Below are 16478 nucleotides of genomic sequence, written 5' to 3' on the forward strand. Positions count from 1 at the left end.
CGGTCCGGTGGGGTCTCTCACCACGGCGATAAAGACGGAAAAGGCCCGCGACGGACTGGGCCTGGTGCAGGATTTCGTGAAGGCCGCCGCCAAGGTCGAAGGCATGGCCGAACTCCGCAACCTGCTCGACGCGGCGACGCGCGAGCTCGCCTTCGATTATTATGCGATCGTCCACCATATCCGCTTCGGCCAACCGTCGAAGAACCAGGTGCGGCTTTCCAACTATCCACTGGATTGGCTGGCGATCATCCGCGAGCTGGAGAAGATGACTGACCCGGTCATCCGGGCGGCCGAGCGCATGTCGAGCGGCTTCAAGTGGGAGCGGCTGGATTCACTGCTCGTCCAGACCCAGGCAGAGCGCGACTATATGGAACAGGCCGCCCGCCACGAGATCATGCAGGGCTTTACCGTGCCGAACCATGTCCCGGGCGAGACGTTCGGGTCATGCCATTTCGTGGTCAAGGGCAGTCGCGACTTTCCCGACGACAATGTCTCGGCCGCGCAGGCGCTGGGCGCCTTCGCCTTCGAGGCGGCACGGCGCCTGATCAACGAGAATCCGGAAAATAGCGAGACCTATGTACGGCCGGCGCCCCTTTCGGACCGACAGCGCGAATGCCTGCTTTTCGTAGCCAGGGGAAAGAGCGATTCCGTGATCGCGCAATTGCTCAACATCAGGCCCCGAACGGTGAACGAACATATCGAGAGCGCCAAGCGGCGCTATTCGGTGGCGACCCGATCGCAATTGCTGGTCAAGGCGCTGTTCCGGAGCGAAATCTGCTTTTCGGAAGTGATGGATTAGCCAGGAACCAGGTTCCGATCCCTTTCGACGGATATTGTCGGCAATCGTCACCCATCCCGCTTTGTACAAAGAGCGGCACCGGTTCCCGAGGGGGGTCAGGGACCGGTGCCGGTTCCGCCCGGGCCGGGAAATCCGTTCCAGTCGATGCGACCTGAACGAGCCGGGCCAGGCGGAACAAGTTTAGCTTCTTTTCCTCAATTCGATGCCCAGGGCGTCCCTCGGCCGGCAATTGGGCCAATGATACCAGCGTGGCGAACGGCCGTCGCTGAGGACAAGTTCGTGCTTCTCGAGCACCCAGCGGAGCAGGGTGCGAACCTGGAGATAGGCGAAATTGGCGCCCAGGCAGCCATGGGCCCCGCCGCCGAACGGGACGAAGGCGAAGCGGTGGCGGCCCAGCGAGCGCTCGGCCGAAAAACGTGAAGGATCGTAAAGGTGCGGCTCTTCCCAGAGTTCGGGAAGCAGATGGGTCAGCATCGGATTGACACCGGTGATGGTGCCGACCGGGAATTGATGGCCGGCAAATTCGAACGGCTTGACCGAGCGGCGCCACAGGACCGGCGCGGCCGCGTTGAGCCGCAAGGCTTCCTTGATCGACCATTCCGCTTTTTCGCACTTTCCAAGTTCCGCGATGCTCATTGCGTGAGGATCCGGGATATTGGTGCACAATTCCTCGCGCACCGCTGCCTGCCAGTCCGGATGTGCGGCGAGATAATAAAGGGTCGAGATGGTGCCCGACGACAAAGCGTCGAACGAGGCCGCGATCACGAAGGTGAGATGGGAAATGATCTCCTCATCGTCGACCAGGCCCATCTCCTTCATCCGGCACAGCATGGCAAGGAGATCGGCGCGCTCTGGGTCCACCGGCTCGGCGAGAATCGGGCGGATGAGTCCTTCGACATGGCGCTTCGCCCATTTGGCGCGCGCTTCCGCCGTGCCGGGCAGGGCCATCGTCACGACGGCGATTGCCGACCGCATCAGATAGCGGAAGGCGAGCAGATCCTCGCGCGTCGCATGCGCCGCATCGCGTCCGAGAAAGGCCTCATAGCCGTTGGCGAAGGTCAGCCTTTGCGCCATTTCATAGACGTCGCGGGATTCGCCCGACCAGTCGCCGAGGAGCGCTTCGACGTTGCGCGAGAAGACCTTTAAATAGGCCTGCAGCTGTTCCTGCTTGAAGGCCGAGGCGATCAGCTTGCGGTGCCATTGGTGATTCTGGCCGTCCCGGAGCAGCAGGCCGCCTTCGAAGTGCCGGCCGAAGACCGGCTTCCATCCGCCTTCCGAGGAGAAGTTGCCGGCAGCGTCGAACAATACGAACTCATTTGCTTCCGGCCCCACCAGCTGCACGTTCCAGTTTCCGCAGGCGTGGAAGCGGTGAACCGGCCCGAAATCCTGATGCATCCGTCGGGCAAAGCCGATCGGATCGAGAACGGCCGTGGGCAGAACGCCGAACACCGGCATTCCACGACGGCCGGGCACCGAGCGTAGCGCGCGTCCGGAAACGCGCGGGTGACGGATCGGCACGATGGGCGGTTTTTCCTGTCTTGCGATCGGCGGCACGAAATGGGCTGTCACGGGCGATGTCCTCGCAGGCGTTTTCAATGGCCTGCAGCCTAGCGAACCGAAACGGTCCGCCCCCACCCGGTAGTTACCGGGGTATGATCCTTGGCCACCTCCGGCGACATGGCGAGCATGGAGGACGTGGGATGATCGATTTGGTACTGCCGGAAGCGCGCTTTGGTTTCGCTGGAGCGTTGATGCAGATGCATCATGACCGCAAACAAGTGTTTGTCGACCGGTTCGGCTGGCGTCTGCCGGCGCGCGGCAGCTGGCTCGAGGTCGACGAGTTCGACAATGATTTCGCCGTCTATCTGCTGGCGCGGTCCGACGACGGACGCCATCAGGGCTCGGTGCGGCTGCTGCCATCCACTCAGCCGCACATGCTGCAGACCCTGTTCGCCAATCTGTGCCGCGACGGCGCCCCGATCGGCGAGGATGTCTGGGAAATCTCGCGGCTGGTGACCAACCCCACCGACGCCCAGGGCACGACCATGTTGAGGGTCCACCGGATGCTCGCGCTGGCGCTGCTCGAATTCGCCACCGGTAATGGGATCACGCGCTACACTTTGGTGGCGGAAGCCAGCCGCGTTCCCGCCTTGCTCTCGGTCGGATGGTCGGTCGTTCCGCTCGGTCTCCCTACTTTGTGCGAGGGCGAGCAGCTTCAGGCCTTGCAGATCGATGTGGAACCGGGCAGCCTGATGGCCATGCGGCGGCGACTGCGGATCGAAAAGCCCGTGCTGCGTATCGTGCAACCGAAAAGGCAAGCGGCATGACGCCGGATCGGGACATACGGGCCAGGCGGCTCGAACTGATCGAGGAGTTGGCCGAAGCGAACAGGCCGGCGGGCGCACCCCCCAAACATTCGCGGCTGGAGGAGATCATCCTGCAGATGGATTCGCTGCTCCGCGAATTGCTGGACGTCAGCCATGAAGGCGAGGCTCCGTCGGGAGAGGGAATCGACGTGCTCAGGGAAGCACGGCGTTCCTACATGTCGCGGCGGGAGCGCGATCGGATTTTCGGCGGCCGGCTGTTCGCCGATCCTTCCTGGGACATCCTGCTGGACCTGTTCATCGCCCAGCATGAAGGCCAGAATGTCAGTGTCTCCAGTGCGTGCATAGCCGCTTCGGTACCTTCGACCACTGCGCTCCGTCACATCGCGCATCTCGTCGAGATCGGCCTGGTCGTGCGGCGGCCCCACCCGCGCGATTCACGAAGCACCTTCCTGGAGCTGACGGAAAAGGGCCGGACCAGGATGAACCTGTTCTTCAGTCAGCAGATTTCCCGAGATCAGGATGATCCCGCTTCATGATCTCCACGGCCGTCGAGACGTAAGCCGCCGCCTGATGCATTTGCAGTTCGTCCAGTTCCTTGAGCAGGAGGTTGGCCATCGTGTACAGTTCCACGATCTGTGGCCATTCCTGCGGTTCCCGATATTCATTTTCCCCCATGTCGGCATCTCTTCCACATGTCATGCGCGGCGATGAACCTGTTCCTTCGATCGAAGGAGCTGAATGATGGATGCGGGTTTTCCCCGTTCTGCATGGTTTCATACAACAATAGCCTCAATAGGGCTAGCGGGGGTTCCACTTTTTCTGGGGCCGTTCGAGAATGGTCAACCCCGAAGACCAGTTGCGACGCAACTATTACATTGTCGATAGCCTCTTGAGACAGGCCTGCGTAGCCTTTTCTCATATTGATCCAGGTTATTCTTGACCTGCAGCTGAACAAAAAGGTGAGGATGCCGTAAGGTAATGTGCGGTCCGATCGAACGACCACCCCTCTCAAATTGGGTCCAAGTCGCGGACCTATCGAGACGTCGACGCCAGTGCCGGCATAGTGATGTCGGCATGGCAAAAGGGACGCCGCTTTGCTGCGGCGCCCCTCTGCCTTTTGCGCGGGATCCGGTCCGCTCAGCCTCGGCGCCCGTCCCAGTCGCGGCGTTCCAGCCGTAGCCGCTGACGGAGTCGGTTGGTCTGCATCTCAAGATCCGCAACCTCCCGCCGGTCGAGGCCGTTGCGGCCGTAGCGGTTGTACAGGCGTTGAAGGTTGAGGGCGTCACGACGAAGGCCCTGGGCTTCGCGCGGCGAGATGGCGCGCCGCTGCTGCGCGCGCTGGATCTGCCGTTCGAGCTGGTTGATGTCGCCCTGGATCTGACGCTGGACGGACGGCTGGAGTCTCCACATCTGGGCCGAGGCCGGAGCGGCGGCGATGGCGGTGGACGCCATGACGATCGCGAATATTGCCTTACGCATACTTCATTCCTTTGCTTCCTTGACCACGCCACTCGGCGTCAGGCGGATATGAAACCCCGATGTCGCAATCTTGTGCCGGGGCGCGGGGATAATGGTCGCAAATTGTAACGGGTTCGTCCGATCCCTCGGCGGTGGCCATCACCGGGGTTGGCGGAGTCACGAACCTGTCGCGGGCCCGATCTATGGTCGAATCGCTATAAGAATGGGAGGGCGCCATGTCCGTCAGCGACCGGAATCGGGACTATCATGCCGCACGGGCGCGGGCCGAGCTGGAAAGCGCCTATTGCGCGTCGCGCCCGGAAGCGGCTGCCTTGCACCTGGAGCTTTCGTCCATGCATCTGCGCAGGGCCTTGTCCTTCGGTCCCTTGTTCGGGCAACGCCTGGCGGGGGAACTCGGCTGGCTGCACAGCTTTGCGCCTGCGCATGGACATTGGCTCCAGGCCGGGAATGCCGATCCGGCCAAGCCATTCATTCGCCACGAACGGCCGCTTCTGAATGGACCGACGGCGAAGGAGGCCGCAGCCAGCGGGGACGCCGAAGTCTACGGAAATGCCCGCCGGAACCTTGCGATAAGCTGGCCCGCCACCGCCGAGCTGACCGCCTGAAGGCGCGACGTCCCGACGAGCGGGACACGCGGTCGCTACCCCGATCGTCTCGGCGCCGAAAAGTGATTGGGGCGGCACCCCGCTTTCCTGTATAAGGGGGGTCATGCATCCTGCCACCGGTCCCCTGCTCCTCCTGGTCACCATCCTTGCCATGGAAGGCGTGGCATATGCGGCGCATCGCTGGATCATGCACGGTCCCGGCTGGTTTCTCCACGCAAGCCATCATCGAGAGCGTACGGGCCGGTTCGAGGCCAATGATCTCTATGCGCTGATTTTCGCGCTGCCTTCGATCCTGCTGCTCTATGGCGGCGTCCATCTCGCCTGGGGGGAGTGGGCGATCTGGGTCGGTGCCGGCATCGCCGCTTATGGCGCCATCTATTTCGGTTTCCACGACGTGATCGTCCACCGCCGCATCGGTCATCGCTACCTGCCGCGATCCGCCTATATGAAACGGATCATCCAGGCTCATCGGCTTCATCACGCGACGACAAGCAAATATGGCTCGGTCAGCTTCGGCTTCCTCCATGCGCCGCGTCCGGAGATATTGAAGGCGCGGTTGGCCGCTTCGGCGGATGCTCATCTGCGCTCGCCGAGGGTGGCAAGACCGGATCAGCTCTGACGCGCCGCGTCCACAATCCGGTTCGGGCGACGACAGCAGCGGCCGCCGGCCGGCCGGCCTCGCGCCAAGCGGCGATCATGTGGCGCAGCTTATCCGGCTTGCCGATCCTGACCCGTTCATCCCAGGCCGCCGGACCCCGACGCGCGACCTCGCGAGCAATCGCTCCATAGATCCCCGCGGCCGACAGGACGGCCCAGCGGGAACGGAAGGGCAGCCGGCGCGCGCCGACCCGGGCGGAGTCTTCGTAGACGGCCGCCAGTGCATCCAGCCGCGCGGCCAATATGGCGAGTTCGGCGCGGCTGGCCGGCTCCATCAGTCCGTCTTCGCAAAGCCCATGCTCGTCCAGCCACGACACGGGCAGATAGCAGCGCCCGGCGGCATGATCGGCGCCGACATCCCGCGCGATATTGGCGAGCTGGAAGGCGATGCCCAGATCGGACGCGCGGTCGAGCGTATCCGTGTCGTTGGCGTCCACGCCCATCAGCACCGCCATCATGCAGCCGACCGCGCCGGCGACATGATAGCAATAGGTGAGGAGATCATGTTCGGTCCGCGGCCGCCACCCCTCCGCATCCAGGGCGAAACCCTGCAAATGGTCCTGGATGAAGGCGTGCGGGATCGAACATTCCCGGGCGACGAGGCCGAGCGCATCGAACGGCATGTCGCCGACCTCTTCGCCGGCCAGGACGGCGGCCGTACGCGCCCGCATCAGCGCGATCGCGGCCGCGCCGTCGACGCCGGCGCGCGCGTCATGGCCGAGCGTCTGGCCATCGGCGAGATCGTCGCAGGCCCGGCACCAGGCATAAAGCAGCCAGGCCCGTTCCCGCGTTTCGCGGTCGAAGAGGCGGCTCGCGGTGCGGAAGGATTTCGATCCGCGCGCGATCGTCGCCCGCGCCTCGGCCACCAGCCGGCGGCGATCAGCCAAGATCCGCAACCATAAGGACGGCCGTCGCCTTGGCGCTGCCGACCACGCCCGGAATACCTGCCCCGGGATGCGTGCCGGCGCCGACGAAATAGAGGTTGGCGATCACGTCGTCGCGATTGTGGACCCGGAACCAGGCGCTTTGCGTCAGCAGCGGCTCCAGGCTGAAGGCGGAGCCGAGATGGGCGCCGAGATCGGTGTGGAAATCGGCCGGCGTGTAATGGAAGCAGTTTTCGATCCGGTCCCGAAGGCCGGGCATCATCCGCTGCTCGACGATGGCAAGAAGCCGGTCGCGATAGAGCGGACCTTCGATCGCCCAGTCGATGTCGAGCTTGCCGAGGTGAGGGACGGGCGCCAGCGCGTAGAAGGCGGAGCAGCCCGGCGGCGCCATCTGCGGATCGGTGATGCTGGGATGGTGGAGGTAGATGGATGGATCGTCGGCCAGCCGTCCCTTGTCGTAGATGTCGCCGAGCAACCCACGATAGCGTGGTCCGAACAGGATGGAATGATGGGCGACGTCCGGCCAATCGCCGCGCGCCCCGAAATGGACGACGAACAAGGATGGGGAAAAGCGCTTGCGTCGGAGCCTGGCGCCGGCCCGGCGGCCGCGCGGATGGCCCTTCAGCAGTGCGTAGCTGTGCACCACGTCGCCGTTCGACGCGATCGCATCGAAGTCCGCGCGCCAGCCGCCGCGGGTGCGCAGACCGGTCGCGCGGTCGCCTTGGGTCACTATCTCCTCGACAGGATCGTCGAGTCGCAACGCGCCGCCGAGGCGCTGGAAGTGTCGGGCCATGCCGTCGATCAAGGCGCTGGTTCCGCCTTTCGCGAACCATACCCCGCCGTCCCGTTCCAGCTTGTGGATGAGCGCATAGATGGCGCTGGTCGTCATGGGATTGCCGCCGACAAGCAGGGTGTGGAAGGACAATGCCTGTCGGAGCTTCTCGTTGCGCACGAAGCTCGACACGATCGAATAGACGGATCGCCAGGCCTGGTAGCGGGCAAGGGCGGGCGCCGCGCTCAACATCGATTTGAAATCCAGGAAGGGGACTGCGCCGAGCTTTTCATAGCCTTCGCGATAGACGCCGGCCGAATAGGCCAGGAAATTGCGATAGCCCTGGATATCGGCGGGATCGAGCCGGCCGATCTGGCGCGTCAGCGCATCGTCGTCGTTGGAATAATCGAAGCTGGTCCCGTCCGGCCAGGACAGGCGGTAGAAAGGCGAAATCGGCATCAGCGTCACGTCGTCGGCAAGGTCGCGGCCGCTGAGCGCCCACAATTCGCCCAGGCAATCGGGGTCGGTGATGACGGTCGGTCCCGCATCGAACACATAGCCGTCGCGTCGCCACATATAGGCGCGGCCTCCAGGCCGGTCGCGGGCCTCCACGATCGTGGTCGCGATCCCCGCAGACTGGAGACGTATGCCGAGCGCGAGGCCGCCGAAGCCGGCGCCGATGATCGCTGCTCGCTTCATTGCTTCCTTTCGCGCCCGCCGCCGGCGAGCGCCCATATCGCGCTGCCGATCGGCACCGGGGGCGTGCCGCTGAGGATCCCGATCCTGTCACCCAGGGTCGAGTGGCCGGCATAGAAGCGGTGGATCAGCGCCGGATCAAGACGGTAAAAATGCTCAAGCAGTCGATAGCGCCGATCGGGTATCGCGGCGCGCAGCAGCATCCGATCGAGCAGCCGGTAGAAGAGGCGTTGCCGCCACAGACGTTTCGCCTCCGCCATCAGCCGTTCATGGAGCGCGGCGGTCGTCAATATCTTCTGGTCTGCCAGCAGCAGGGCGATACGCACGGCATCGGGCAGCGAATAGCCGGTTGTCGGATGGAAGAAGCCGCCGCGAAGGCCGAGCCGCGGGATCGGTGCTCCCCCCGTCCAGAGCGTTTCCACCGATCCGCCCATGGCAACGGGAAGCACGCCCTTTTCCTCACTTTCGATCGCGGCGGGGCCCCAGCCCCGGTCAGCGACATACTGCTCGATCCGTGCGCCCAGCGCGGCCGCGTCGAGACTGGGCGATAGGCTGTAATATGTGTCCTCCACCAGCATCCGATGATCGTCGAACGGGAGGCAGTAGACGAAGCGATAGCCTTCCGACTGATCGACCAGACCATCCATCACGATCGGCCGGGCGAGGCCGTGCGGCACCTCGAACCTCAAGAGACGGCCGACGAACTTCTGCCAGCCGAGGTCGAGGCCGACCAGATCTCCGGGGCCCCGCGCGTCGATGATGGCGGCGCCGTCGATTCGCTCGCCGGCGGCGAGCAGCACATGGTCCACCGCCAGCCTGTCGATGACGGCGCCTGTCCGGCGCTGCTCCGGCCGGAGCGCCGACCGCGTCAGCGCGTCGAGCCGGTCCGATCGGATGCTGTTATAGCCGACCGGAATGGTGCGTCGCCGCTTCGGAAAGGCGATATCGTAGGCGGGCCAGTTCCGTTCTATCAGGGGATCGACGAGCCAGCGCGCCTCCGGCGCCACGTCGGGATCGAAGAAGGACCAGATATGGTTCCCGCCGAAACGCTCGCCTTGCTCGATCAGCAGGATCGGCACCTCCGGTCGGAGCTTCGCCAGCGCCAAGGCGGCGAGGCAGCCGGAAAGGCCGCCGCCCGCAATGATCAGCCTGTTCGGATCGCCCGCCATGGGTCCGCCTTACGCGGGTGCTTCGCATATCGCCATGCCTCGCCTATAGGCAGTTGATGGCGCTTGCCTCCGCCCTGATCCTTTCCGTCCTTGCCATGAGCCTGATCGTCGGCCTGCGCTATCTGGCGGCGAGCGGCGCTTTCGCCTGGCTGACGGAACGCCGTTTTCCCGGATTCCACGGAGGCCGCGCCCGCCAGATCCGCAAGGAGATCGGCTGGTCGCTGGCGAGCGCCCTCATCTACGGCGCGCCGGCCGGGCTCGTCGCCTGGGGCTGGCAGCAGCATGGCTGGACCCGCATCTACACGGACGCGAACGATCATGCGCTCTGGTGGATGCCGGTTTCGATCCTGCTTTATCTTATCCTCCACGATGCATGGTTCTACTGGACTCATCGCTGGATGCATCGGCCCGGGCCGTTCCGGATCGCCCATGCCGTCCATCACGCCAGCCGTCCGCCGACGGCCTGGGCGGCGATGAGCTTCCATCCGCTGGAAGCGATGACGGGAGCGGTCGTCATTCCCGTACTGGTCTTGTTCATCCCGATCCACTATCTGGCCTTGCTTGTCGTCCTGACGATCATGACCGTCATGGGCGTCACCAATCATATGGGCTGGGAAGCCTTTCCGCAGGCTCTGGTGCGCGGGCGTCTGGGGCATTGGCTCATCACTGCCAGCCATCATCAGCGCCACCATCAGGAATATAGGTGCAATTATGGGCTCTATTTCCGTTTCTGGGACCGCCTGTGCCGGACGGACAAGGGCCTTGGCGCGTTCGATATTGCAGCTTCCGGCGCTGATCATCGTGCCGATGTCGTTCCAGCCGCTGCAGGCGGAGCCAGCGCCGACGGCGCGTTCCGGCAGCGTTGAGATCCGGATCGAGCGGCTGCGCAGCGCGCGTGGCCTGGTCCAGATCTGCCTGACAGCCGATCCCGATCGTTTCCCGGATTGCCGCGACGATCCCGCGGCCTCCCGCATGACCCTTCCGGCGGCGTCGGCGACGCTGGCGCGTTTTTCCGCCGTCGTGCCTGGCGATTATGCCATTGCCCTGCTCCATGACGAAAACGGCAATGGCCGGATGGACATGTTCGTAATGGTGCCGAAGGAGGGCTTCGGCTTCTCCAACAATGCCCCGATACGCTTCGGTCCGCCCAGCTTCGCCGATGCCCGCTTCACAGTCGGCCCCGGCACGAGCCGCCAGACCATCCGGATGCGCTACATCCTTTAGTCCATGTGGACCCGGGGGGTGGCACCCTCTAGACCTCAGTGAAGGGGTGGTGCTGCAGGATTGCCGATTTGGACCCTCTCCCCGAACAATATCCCAGGCAAGGGATGACCCGCGGCCGGCCGCTTCCCCCGCTGCGCGTCCTGCTGGCGGCTCCGCGGGGCTTTTGCGCCGGCGTGCGGCGGGCGATCGATGCGGTCGAGCAGGCGCTGCGCCGCTTCGGCCCGCCTGTCTTCGTTCGCCGCGCCATCGTCCACAACCTGGCCGTGGTTCGGTCGCTCGAGGCGAAGGGCGCGATATTCGTCGAGGAATTATCCGAGGTGCCCGATGGCGCCGTGGTGATCCTGTCGGCGCACGGCGTCGCCCGGCACGTCGAAGCGGACGGCCGGAACAGGGGCCAGCGCGTCTTCAACGCGATCTGTCCGCTCGTTGCCAAGGTGCATCAAGGGGTCGTCCGTCACCACCAGGATGGCCGCCGCGTCATCCTGATCGGTCATGAAGGGCATCCGGAGACGATCGGCACGCTCGGGCAATTGCCGGAAGGCGCCGCCTTCGTGGTGGACAGCGCGGAGGCCGTCCAAATGCTCGATCTCGATCCCGGAACGCCGGTCGCCTATGCCGTCCAAACCACTTATTCCGCCGACGAAGCGGCCGCCATCGTTGCCGCGATCGAAGCGCGCTTCAGCGATGCCCGCGGCCCCCGCGGAAGCGACATCTGCTATGCCACCACAAACCGCCAGGCCGCGGTCAGATCGCTGGCGCCGCGCGTGGATGCGATGATCGTCGCCGGCGAGCATTTTTCCTCCAATGCCTGCCGCCTGGCGGAGGTCGCTTCAGCCTTCGGCTGTCCGTCGGTCCAGCTCGTCGCCGACGCTTCCCATGTCGATTGGTCGCTGCTGACGCGCAGCCGCATCGTGGCGATCACGTCGGCCGCCTCGACGCCCGAGGCCACGGTCGAAGGCATCGTTGCCGCCCTGGCCGGCCGGTTCGACGTCCAGGTCGAGGAGGTCGAGCATGTCGCCGAAACGGTCTCTTTCAAGCCATTGAAGATCCATTGATGCTTCACGCCGCCGCCGGGGCCTTCACCCTGAAACCGGAAATGGAGCGCGTCGCCGCGGACATCGACCATTTGTTCGATCAGGCACTGCGTCCGGCGTGTCATTCGAACCGGCTATGCGATGCGATGCGCTATGCCGCGATGGGCGGCGGCAAGCGGATGCGGCCGCTGCTCGTGCTCGCCTCCGCAAGCCTGTTCGGCGTTTCGCGCGGAGAGGCGTTGCGCGCGGGTCTCGCCGTCGAAGCGATCCACGTTCATTCGCTGATCCATGACGATCTGCCGTGCATGGACGATGACGATCTGAGGCGCGGCAAGCCGAGCGTCCATTGTGCTTTCGACGAAGCCACCGCTGTGCTCGCCGGCGACGCATTGATGGCCCTGGCCTTCGAAACGCTCGCTGATGCCCGCACCCATAACGATCCTGGCGTGCGCGCGGACCTGATCGCCCGTCTCGCCGCGGCGGCCGGCCCGTCTGGTATGGCCGGCGGCCAGATGCTGGACCTGCTGGCGGATCATCAGCGCGTCGAATCCGCCGACATCGTCCGGATCCAGATATTGAAAACGGGGGCGCTGATCGGCTGGTGCCTGGACGCCGGCGCGGTCATGGGCCGTGCCGCGCCGGTCCTTGCCCGTCGCCTGGCCACTTATGCCAATTGCCTGGGCCTCGCCTTCCAGATCGCCGACGATCTGCTCGATGCCGAGGGCGACGAGGCAAAGATCGGGAAGAGGGTCGGCAAGGATGCGGGGCAGGGCAAGGCCAGCTTCGTTTCCCTGTTCGGCATTGCCGGCGCCCGTCGCCGCGCCGACCATCTGGTGGCAAAGGCGATCCGCCAGCTTCAGGGCTTCGGCCGCGATGCAGATCTGCTGCGCGCGATCGCACGCTATGCGATCGCCCGCGACCGCTGAAGACGAAGCTGGAGTCTGGCCGTTTGAGTTGGCAGCGCTTCGCGCTTCCGCCGATGAAGTGAATCCGGCTCTATTCAAATGTTTAGGAGGAAACGAGAGAAACGGCGCTACAGCCCCGCTTCGACGGCAATCCGCACCGCATCGGCGGAGGTGGCTACGCCAAGCCGGGTCAGCAGCGCGGCGCGGTGCATCTTCACCGTCTTCTCGCTGATCCCCAGCCGTGCCGCGATCTGCTTGTTGCGATAGCCGTTCATCATCTCCTGAAGCACCTGGCGCTGGCGCTGGGTGAGCTGCGCCACATGAACGCCCGCCTGGTGCCGTCGGGTGATCGCTGGCGTCCCCGAGCCGTGGCTGACGTCCATCTGCGAGCCGATGAAATAGACGAGGCCGCCATCCTCGCTGAAGATCGGTGCGATCATGACCGCGTTGCGGAAGGCAGAGCCGTCCCTGCGGTAATTGACCAGTTCGGCGAAGCCAGGGCGGGCCCCTTCTATCGCATCGCGCAGCATCTGCGATCCGGACGTTTCGGTCTCCCGCCCGGCCAGGAAGCGGCAATTGCGGCCGATCGCGTCGCCCCGGCCATAGCCGGTCAGGCGTTCGAAGGCGGCATTGACGGCGATGATCGGATTATCGGCAAGACGCGGATTGGTGATCACCGTCGCGATCGGTGTCTCCTCTATGGAAGCGATCAGCCGCTCCGGCTCGTCACTGTCGGTCATCTCGCCGCCCTGCCTATCATGTCGTGCGACGGCGGCAATGGCGCTGTGCTTGCGGCATGCTTCGCCACAGATGGTGCGTCACGCAGCTCCCTGGTCCGGCCCCGCCGCGGCCCTCAGATGCTCCGCTCCTTGATCGTGCCCATGATGAAGCAGGTCTCGATGCTGGAGACGCAATTGAGCCGCGCGATCTTTTCCTTGATGAAGCGTTCGTAGCTGTCGAGTCCGGAACTCATCACCTTGAGGATATAATCGGGCGTGCCGGCGACGAGATGGCATTCCATCACTTCGCCCCACGATCGGACGGCATCTTCGAACATCACGATCTCATCCTCGTGCTGGCGGTTCAGCCGCACGATCACCATCGCCGACATGGTCCATCCGTCGACGATCGGATCGACCCGCGTCGTATAGCCCCGGATGATCCCGGCTTCTTCCATGCGGCGGACCCGGCGGAGGCAGGGCGAAGGCGTGATGCCGGCGCGTTCGGCAAGTTCGTTATTGCTGATCCGCGCATCCGCAATGAGCGCCTTGAGGATGCGACGATCGGTAGCATCAGCAATCTTTTGTGGCATAATTCAATCAACCTTTGATTTATTTGCGGCTTACTGGCCACACGAGGGCATATTTGCAAGCCTATGCCCCTCAATCTGCCATATGATTGCGCGAAACCATTACCGTGAGGCAGTATGACGACAGGCGCAATCTACAAGACCCATATCGGCGATCATGCCTTGCATCCGGAGACCCAGATGCTGAATTACGGCTTCGATCCTGCGCTGTCGGAAGGCGCGGTGAAGCCTCCCGTGTTCCTCACCTCGACCTTCGTGTTCAGGAATGCGGAAGAAGGGCGCGACTTCTTCGACTTCAGTTCCGGCCGCAAGCAGCCGCCCGAAGGCCAGGCCGCGGGCCTCGTCTATTCGCGGTTCAACCATCCCAATAGCGAGATCGTGGAAGACAGGCTCGCGCTCTATGAAAGGGCCGAAGCCTGCGTCCTGTTCTCCTCCGGCATGGCCGCGATCGCCACGACCTTGCTTGCCTTCGTGCGGCCGGGCGACGTCATCGTTCATTCGCAGCCGCTTTATGGCGGCACCGAGACGCTGCTCGCCAAGACGCTGGCAGAATTCGGGATCATCGCAATCGGATTCGCCGATGGGCTCGACAGGACATCGGTCGCTTCGGCCATGGAGGAGGGCGCCCGCCACGGCCGCGTCGCGGCCTTGCTGGTCGAAACGCCGGCCAATCCGACCAACAGCCTCGTCGATCTTGCCATGATCAAGGCATTGGCCGACGCGCTGGAACGGCGCCAGGGACATCGCCCGGTCTTCCTCTGCGACAACACCCTGCTGGGGCCAGTCTTTCAGCGGCCGATCGAGCATGGCGCCGACATCTCCATCTATTCCCTCACCAAATATGTCGGCGGCCATTCCGATCTGATCGCCGGCGCCGCTTTGGGATCGAAGGCGCTGATGCGTCAGGTGCGCATGCTCAAGAGCGCGATCGGGACGCAGCTCGATCCGCATTCCTGCTGGATGCTGGGCCGGTCGATGGAAACACTCGCCGTGCGCATGGAAAAGGCGAATGACAATGCACGCATCGTCGCCGACTTCCTGAAGGGCCATGCCAAGGTCGCGGCGCTTCACTATCTGCCGTTCGCCGCCCCCGACACGGCGGTCGGCCGTGCCTTTGCGGCACAATGTTCCGGCGCCGGATCGACCTTCGCGTTCGACATCGTCGGCGGTCAACCGGCCGCCTATCGATTCCTCAATGCACTGCAGATCATGAAGCTCGCCGTCAGTCTTGGCGGAACCGAATCGCTCGCCAGCCATCCCGCCAGCATGACTCATTCCGGCGTGCCCGCCGACGTGCGTCAGCGGATCGGGGTGCTCGACAGCACGATCCGCCTGTCGATCGGCATCGAACATCCCGCCGATCTCATCGCCGATCTCGCCTTGGCGCTCGATGGCGCGTGACGCAGGGTGACCGCCGGTAGGACCATTGCGGAAGCAGGTGGTGATCGGCCGGTTTCGGCAAGGACCGGGATAGCCAGCGGCTTTCAGGCGCTCCGGCTCGGGCGCATCCAACCTTCCGTGATCATCACATAGTCGCCGAGACCCGCCTGGGCGAACAGCAAGGCCGCAAATTCGTCGGGGACACCGACACAGCCATGGGTGGCATAAGCGTCGCGGACGTCCGAAGCGTGGATCGCAATGCCGTCCCAGGTCAGCCGCATCATATAGGGCATGGGCGCGTTGTAGAGATTCGAGATGTGGTGGCGTTTCTTTTGCAGGATCGGAAAGATGCCCATCGGCGTCGGCTTTTCGTCGTCGCCATACATGATCGATGAACGGCCGATCTCGACGCCGCCGCGATAGGCATGGAGCTGGCGCGCGCGCAGATCGACGACGATCTTGATCGGCCCAGGTGGCACGCCTTCATCGTCCCAGGCATATTCGCCCGACCGCAGCCAATGTTCCAGCCCGAGCACCGAGGTGACCTTGAAGTCGGCAGCGGTCGGGGCGGGCGGCGATGCCGATGCAGGCACCGCCACGGGCGCCGGCACTGGGGCCGGTGCCGATGGAGCGGCGGGGGTCGGCGCTGCCATGGCTGCGGCCTTGCCGGATTGGAGGGCCACGGGTGCGGGTGCCGGGGTTCGGGCCGGCGCGGAATCGGCAGTCCGGATATGCGCCGAAGGCGGCGTCGGCGAGGACAGCAGGGCGGCGAAAGCGAGGCAGGCCGCGACGCGGGCGGGCGACAGCATGCTTCTCTTGCGACGGCTCGTTAGGATATTCTTCACCATGAATGTCGCCTAACAGGAGCGTTCGCCTCATGGCCATGGGGCTCTTTCCGCCTGTATCTGATCGGGACGGTCGGATGCCTTGTCGTTCATGCGATGCCGACCGATGACGACGCGCCCTGGCATAGTGTGACGTGGTCGCGCGCCATAGGTGCCACGCCGCCGCCCGGACGGTGCTTCAATCCACAAGCCGGCGTCGAAACATGTCGATGGAAAACTGAATCGAGAATCTCATAAATATTGATGTTGCAATTTAGAAAGAGGCGGACAATCGCTTTACAAGTCGATGTATTAGGGCAGGAAGTCGGGATAGATTGTTGTGAAGTGTTTTACCGCTATGGTAAGTAGATAAGTTCGATTCGGTTGCGAGTTCCGCGTACACCCAAGGCTCTT

At 64.2% G+C, this 16478-nt stretch carries 19 protein-coding genes; 10 read left to right on the forward strand and 9 right to left on the reverse strand.

Annotated features, from left to right (window positions below; genetic code table 11):
• Nucleotides 1-7: 7 nt before the first annotated feature.
• Nucleotides 8-799, forward strand: a complete 792-nt coding sequence (locus tag RQX22_RS08390; protein ID WP_315725467.1) for a helix-turn-helix transcriptional regulator — start codon at nucleotides 8-10, stop codon at nucleotides 797-799.
• Nucleotides 800-979: 180 nt separating this feature from the next.
• On the opposite strand, the gene RQX22_RS08395 is transcribed toward RQX22_RS08390, so the two are convergent.
• Nucleotides 980-2368, reverse strand: coding sequence for a cytochrome P450 (locus tag RQX22_RS08395; protein WP_315725469.1), 1389 nt, complete (start codon nucleotides 2366-2368; stop codon nucleotides 980-982).
• A 131-nt stretch (nucleotides 2369-2499) separates the two neighbouring features.
• On the opposite strand from RQX22_RS08395, the gene RQX22_RS08400 reads away from it, so the two are divergent.
• Nucleotides 2500-3126 (forward strand): acyl-homoserine-lactone synthase, encoded by a 627-nt coding sequence (locus RQX22_RS08400; RefSeq protein ID WP_315725471.1) that lies wholly within the window; start codon nucleotides 2500-2502, stop codon nucleotides 3124-3126.
• Nucleotides 3123-3662: a winged helix DNA-binding protein gene (locus RQX22_RS08405; protein WP_315725473.1), complete on the forward strand. Its 540-nt coding sequence runs from the start codon at nucleotides 3123-3125 to the stop codon at nucleotides 3660-3662. Before RQX22_RS08400 ends, RQX22_RS08405 begins: the two co-directional genes overlap by 4 nt.
• Here RQX22_RS08405 and RQX22_RS08410 read toward each other — a convergent pair.
• Nucleotides 3619-3903: a hypothetical protein gene (locus RQX22_RS08410; RefSeq protein ID WP_315725475.1), complete on the reverse strand. Its 285-nt coding sequence runs from the start codon at nucleotides 3901-3903 to the stop codon at nucleotides 3619-3621. The two genes, RQX22_RS08405 and RQX22_RS08410, sit on opposite strands and share 44 nt — an antisense overlap.
• Before the next feature lie 360 nt (nucleotides 3904-4263).
• Nucleotides 4264-4605, reverse strand: a complete 342-nt coding sequence (locus RQX22_RS08415) for a hypothetical protein (RefSeq protein ID WP_315725477.1) — start codon at nucleotides 4603-4605, stop codon at nucleotides 4264-4266.
• A 215-nt stretch (nucleotides 4606-4820) separates the two neighbouring features.
• Between RQX22_RS08415 and RQX22_RS08420 the strand changes: the two genes are divergently transcribed.
• Nucleotides 4821-5210, forward strand: a complete 390-nt coding sequence (locus RQX22_RS08420) for a hypothetical protein (RefSeq protein WP_315725479.1) — start codon at nucleotides 4821-4823, stop codon at nucleotides 5208-5210.
• 103 nt (nucleotides 5211-5313) lie between these two features.
• The gene (locus RQX22_RS08425; protein ID WP_315725481.1) at nucleotides 5314-5829 is read left to right on the forward strand and encodes a sterol desaturase family protein; all 516 of its coding nucleotides are present in this window, start codon (nucleotides 5314-5316) and stop codon (nucleotides 5827-5829) included.
• Here RQX22_RS08425 and RQX22_RS08430 read toward each other — a convergent pair.
• Genes RQX22_RS08430 through crtY form a run of 3 tightly spaced genes read right to left on the reverse strand, consistent with a single transcriptional unit; the run spans nucleotide 5717 to nucleotide 9388 of the window.
• Nucleotides 5717-6763, reverse strand: coding sequence for a phytoene/squalene synthase family protein (locus RQX22_RS08430; protein WP_410001615.1), 1047 nt, complete (start codon nucleotides 6761-6763; stop codon nucleotides 5717-5719). The genes RQX22_RS08425 and RQX22_RS08430 overlap by 113 nt on opposite strands.
• Nucleotides 6747-8222 carry a phytoene desaturase gene (locus RQX22_RS08435; protein ID WP_315725484.1) on the reverse strand — a complete coding sequence of 492 codons (1476 nt, stop codon included), beginning with the start codon at nucleotides 8220-8222 and terminating at the stop codon, nucleotides 6747-6749. Before RQX22_RS08435 ends, RQX22_RS08430 begins: the two co-directional genes overlap by 17 nt.
• On the reverse strand, nucleotides 8219-9388 hold the full coding sequence (gene crtY, locus RQX22_RS08440) for a lycopene beta-cyclase CrtY (protein WP_315725486.1): 1170 nt from the start codon (nucleotides 9386-9388) through the stop codon (nucleotides 8219-8221). Before crtY ends, RQX22_RS08435 begins: the two co-directional genes overlap by 4 nt.
• A 56-nt stretch (nucleotides 9389-9444) precedes the next feature.
• Here crtY and RQX22_RS08445 point away from each other — a divergent pair, with 56 nt between their 5' ends.
• From RQX22_RS08445 to RQX22_RS08460, 4 genes are all read left to right on the forward strand, one after another.
• Nucleotides 9445-10254: a sterol desaturase family protein gene (locus RQX22_RS08445; RefSeq protein WP_315725487.1), complete on the forward strand. Its 810-nt coding sequence runs from the start codon at nucleotides 9445-9447 to the stop codon at nucleotides 10252-10254.
• Entirely contained in the window at nucleotides 10196-10612 is a 417-nt protein-coding gene (locus tag RQX22_RS08450; protein ID WP_315725489.1) for a DUF2141 domain-containing protein, read from the forward strand. The genes RQX22_RS08445 and RQX22_RS08450 overlap by 59 nt, the downstream gene beginning before the upstream one ends.
• A gap of 68 nt (nucleotides 10613-10680) precedes the next feature.
• Nucleotides 10681-11667, forward strand: a complete 987-nt coding sequence (gene ispH, locus RQX22_RS08455; RefSeq protein ID WP_315725491.1) for a 4-hydroxy-3-methylbut-2-enyl diphosphate reductase — start codon at nucleotides 10681-10683, stop codon at nucleotides 11665-11667.
• On the forward strand, nucleotides 11667-12572 hold the full coding sequence (locus RQX22_RS08460; protein WP_315725493.1) for a polyprenyl synthetase family protein: 906 nt from the start codon (nucleotides 11667-11669) through the stop codon (nucleotides 12570-12572). Before ispH ends, RQX22_RS08460 begins: the two co-directional genes overlap by 1 nt.
• A 107-nt stretch (nucleotides 12573-12679) precedes the next feature.
• Here RQX22_RS08460 and RQX22_RS08465 read toward each other — a convergent pair whose 3' ends face one another.
• The gene (locus RQX22_RS08465) at nucleotides 12680-13291 is read right to left on the reverse strand and encodes a LuxR C-terminal-related transcriptional regulator (protein WP_315725495.1); all 612 of its coding nucleotides are present in this window, start codon (nucleotides 13289-13291) and stop codon (nucleotides 12680-12682) included.
• Between the two features lie 113 nt (nucleotides 13292-13404).
• Nucleotides 13405-13863 (reverse strand): Lrp/AsnC family transcriptional regulator, encoded by a 459-nt coding sequence (locus tag RQX22_RS08470; protein WP_315725497.1) that lies wholly within the window; start codon nucleotides 13861-13863, stop codon nucleotides 13405-13407.
• Nucleotides 13864-13977: 114 nt separating this feature from the next.
• Here RQX22_RS08470 and RQX22_RS08475 point away from each other — a divergent pair, with 114 nt between their 5' ends.
• A complete protein-coding gene (locus RQX22_RS08475) occupies nucleotides 13978-15261 on the forward strand; it encodes a cystathionine gamma-synthase family protein (RefSeq protein WP_315725499.1) in 1284 nt (427 codons plus the stop codon).
• 83 nt (nucleotides 15262-15344) lie between these two features.
• Here the strand turns inward: RQX22_RS08475 and RQX22_RS08480 are convergent, their stop codons facing one another.
• On the reverse strand, nucleotides 15345-16088 hold the full coding sequence (locus RQX22_RS08480) for a L,D-transpeptidase family protein (RefSeq protein WP_315725501.1): 744 nt from the start codon (nucleotides 16086-16088) through the stop codon (nucleotides 15345-15347).
• Between the last annotated feature and the right edge of the window lie 390 nt (nucleotides 16089-16478).

The sequence above is a fragment of the Sphingosinicella rhizophila genome (assembly GCF_032378825.1).
GTDB classification, from domain to species: domain Bacteria; phylum Pseudomonadota; class Alphaproteobacteria; order Sphingomonadales; family Sphingomonadaceae; genus Allosphingosinicella; species Allosphingosinicella rhizophila.